This is a genomic window from Paenibacillus sp. Y951 (assembly GCF_056786395.1).
On sequence record NZ_JBXCIY010000047.1, the window covers coordinates 1 to 4,217 of the forward strand.

General features: G+C 49.5%; 2 protein-coding genes. Both read left to right on the plus strand.

What is annotated here, in order from left to right; genetic code table 11:
- Positions 1–2,110: condensation domain-containing protein (locus tag AC1TPB_RS24590; protein ID WP_482078905.1), on the plus strand; the 2,110-nt coding region annotated here is incomplete at its 5' end.
- Between the two features lie 86 nt (positions 2,111–2,196).
- On the plus strand, positions 2,197–4,217 hold a 2,021-nt coding region (locus AC1TPB_RS24595; protein WP_482078906.1), incomplete at its 3' end, for a non-ribosomal peptide synthetase.

A 4,217-nucleotide genomic window follows, 5' to 3' on the forward strand; every position in this document is an offset into this window, starting at 1 on the left:
AGCTGGTGCAGGCGTGGCTCGCGGATATTTGAACCGTCCAGAGCTAACGGCGGAGAAGTTTGTGGACAACCCGTTTGAACCAGGCGAGCGGATGTACAGGACGGGAGACCTTGCAAGATGGCTGCCGGACGGGAATCTGGAGTATCTAGGAAGGATTGACGAGCAGGTGAAAATCCGGGGGTACCGGATCGAGACGGGCGAAATCATGCACGGTCTGTTGCAACACGCGGACGTGAAGGAAGCGGTGGTCGTCGCTCGAAAAGACGAACGGGGCGAGGCTTACCTATGCGCGTATGTGGTGAGTAACGGAGCATTCAATGCTACCGAATTGCGCACGTATTTGAAGGGCAACATGCCGGACTACATGGTACCGTCGTATCTGGTGGAAGTGGAGCAAATTCCGCTGACGGCCAATGGGAAGGTAGACCGTAAAGCACTGCCGGAGCCACAAGGACTTGTGCAGGCAGGAAACGAATACGTGGCGCCGCGGAATGAGACCGAAGCGAAGTTGGCGGCGATTTGGCAGGACGTGCTTGGCCTTTCACAGCCAGTGGGCATCCTGGACGACTTTTTCCAGCTTGGAGGCGACTCGATTAAAACAATACGTGTGATCGCGAGGATGGAGCAAACGATCGGACAAAAAACGAATCTCCATCATTTGTACCAATATTCGACCATTGAGTCTTTCTTGGCGAACCTTTCCATGTCCGATTACCTGGATCTCGTGGCTGCTGAACAAGCGATGGTAGCCGAAATGGAGAAGCTGAGGGAGAGAATCTTATCTGGCCCAGCATCGTTGGCAGGTGAAGTTGAAGAGTTCTATCCGATGAGTGATATTGAGCAAGGGATGATTTTCTACACTCTTATGCAATCCGAGGATGCGTTATATCACGATCAGTTTGTTTATGGGCTTAAGGATGAACGTTTCCAATTAGAAAGATTGAGGAAAGCATTGCGCTTTATGGTCAGGAAGCATCCGATCTTAAGAACCGACTTTTACCTGGAGACTGGTACTTATCCCGTTCAAATTGTGCGTAAACACGTGGGAATTCATATCGGAATGAATGATTTATCCGCATTGGACGGGATAGATCAAGACGAATACGTGAAGCGTTGGCTAGCAGAAGATCGCAAGCATCCGTTTGACATCGGGACGGCACCTCTTTGGCGGATGCAGGTGTTTTTGCTCGGCGGGGGGCGCCTGTATATGAACTGGATTTTCCATCACGCCATTTTGGATGGTTGGAGTATCGCGTCGTTTATGACAGAACTGCTAAATGTATACGGAATGCTAAATGCTGGGACATTTAACCCACATGAAGAAACCTCTTTGCAGAGCACATACAGGGATTATGTGATTGAACAGCTCGCGGTCAAAAAACGTCTCGATTTCCAAATATTCTGGCAAGAGGAATTGCGGGAATACAAGCGTCTAGAACTCTGGGAAACGGCAAAATCAGACTTGAAACAAAGCGGTGTATATACGCACTCCTTGGAAAACAGGTTGTTCCAGGAACTTAAGTATGTGGCGAAAATTAGCGGAACAAGCCTGCGCTCCATCTGTTTTGCAGCGTATTTGTATAGTCTATCTTTGTTTACTTACGATAATGAAGTTCTAACTGGACTAGTAGAAAACGGACGGCCTGTTCGTGAGGATGGGGATAAAATACTAGGCTGTTTCTTAAATACAGTGCCGGTGAAAATGAAAATTGATACGCAATTGACATGGTTGGAATGGATCCAGAATGTTCACGCCAAGTGCATGGTGATGAAAAAAATTGGAAGATATCCTCTTCGGGATATTATGCGTATAACAGGCGAGACAGCTGATGATGGCAACCCGTTTTTTGACACAATATTCAACTATGTTGATTTTCATATATACGAATCTTTGCAGGAAACGTCAATCATCTCGAATGCATCGCCAGAATTAAATTATGAGCGAACGAATACAAAATTGGATTTTTCCGTATCAACCACATTTAATGGGTTGGCGCTAAGAATAGTATCCTTTTATCCGGAAGAGGTCACCCTTAGGTTGCTTCAGTATTTTGAGCGGGTATTGCGCATGATGGCAGAAGATCTAGGAAATTTGCATGAAGAGGAATAGTTGTTCTAATTATTCAATTATGAAGAATTGTTTTGTAGCAGTCGATCCAGCGGAATACTTATGCGAAAGTGAAGGGAGAGTTGATAATGGCTGAGGGTAGGAAGACAATAGGTTCGACTCGGACGATGCTAAGAGATTTTCTCGAGAAAGAAGAGAGGCTTCAGCTACTGGAGACGTTTAACGACACAAAGGTGGAGTATCCGAAGGATCAAACGATCTGCGCCCTGTTCGAGGAACAGGCGGGGCGGATGCTGGACAAGGAGGCTGTACTATTCGGGTCTGTACGAATGACGTATGGGGAGTTGAACGAGAAAGCAAACCAACTGGCATATACACTGCGAGCACGAGACGTAGTAACGGACCAGATCGTGGGAATCATGGTGGAACGCTCGGTGGAGATGATTGTGGGGATTCTCGCGATTCTTAAGGCCGGCGGTGCTTACTTGCCTATCGATCCATTGTATCCAGAGGAGCGGATCGCATACATGCTGGAAGACAGTCGAGCAAGACTGCTCCTCGTATATGGTGTCGGGGACGCGGAAGTACCAGCGGGGTATGCAGGAGAGGTGTTGAATCTGGCGGAAGAGTCATTGTATGCGGATCACACTGAGAATTTGCCAGCAGCAAGTGGACCAAGCGATCTGGCGTATGTGATCTATACGTCGGGGTCGTCGGGACAGCCAAAAGGGGTCATGGTCGAACACTGCAGTTTAACGAATATACTGGTTGCGCTGCACAACAAATATCCTTGCGGGGAAGAAGACGCATATTTGCTGAAGACAGCCTATACATTTGATGTGTCATTGACGGAACTGTTCGGCTGGATACTTGGCGGAGGGAAAGTGGTTGTGGCAGCACCGGGCGCTGAGAGAGATCCAGAGGAACTGCTTCGCATCATTGTGGATGAACAGGTGACGCACCTCAACTTTGTACCTTCTATGCTACAGCTGTTCATGGCAGAGGCGAAAACTAGCGGTGAGGCCGTTCCATCGCTACAGTACCTGTTTATTGCGGGTGAAGCGTTCCCGACGGAGATGGCTCGGCGAGCTTGCCAGCAGTGGTCGCACGCCCGAGTTGAGAACATCTATGGACCGACGGAGGCCACGATCTATGCGACGCAAGAGTCGGTTACGAGACTTACAAAAAAGGTAGGAATCGGAAAACCGTTTCAGAATATACGGATTTATGTGGTGAATAAATCGAACCAACTTCAGCCGATCGGGGTGCCAGGAGAGCTGTGCATCGCGGGAGATGGGTTGGCTCGCGGATATTTGAATCGTCCAGAGCTGACGGCAGAGAAGTTTGTGGACAACCCGTTTGAACCAGGCGAGCGAATGTATCGTACGGGAGACCTTGCAAAATGGCTACCGGACGGAAGCTTGGAGTACCTGGGCCGCATTGACGAGCAAGTGAAAATCCGGGGGTACCGGATCGAGATAGGTGAAATTGTGCACGGTTTGCTGCAGCACACGGACGTAAAGGAAGCAGTGGTCTTGGCTCGAAAAGACGAGCACGACGAAGCTTATCTATGCGCGTACGTGGTGAGTAACGGAGCATTCGATGCCTCTGAATTGCGTTCGCATTTGAAGCGTAGTCTGCCAGAGTACATGGTACCGTCGTATGTAGTAGAAGTGGAGCGCATTCCGTTGACGGCCAACGGGAAGGTAGATCGGAAAGCACTGCCAGAGCCACAAGGACTTGTGCAGGCAGAAAGTGAATACGTGGCGCCGCGGAATGAGACCGAAGCGAAGCTGGCGGCGATTTGGCAAAATGTGCTCCGGATTCGCCAAGTTGGCATCCGAGATAACTTCTTCGAGCTGGGCGGGGATTCAATCAAAGCGATCCAGATCGTGTCCAGATTAAGTTCGGAAGGGCTCAAGCTAGTCGTCCGAGATATGTTCACGTATCCGACGATCGAGGAAGTCAGTCAATATGTACAGGTGACGACCCAGGCAGCAGCTGAAGAAGGGATCGTGGAAGGTGAAGTGGCGCTTAGTCCGATCCAGCATTGGTTTTTTGAGCAACGATTCTCGCAAAGCGATCATTGGAATCAGGCGATGATGCTGTACCGCGCGGACGGTTTCCGAGAAGCGCTCGTAGAAGAAGT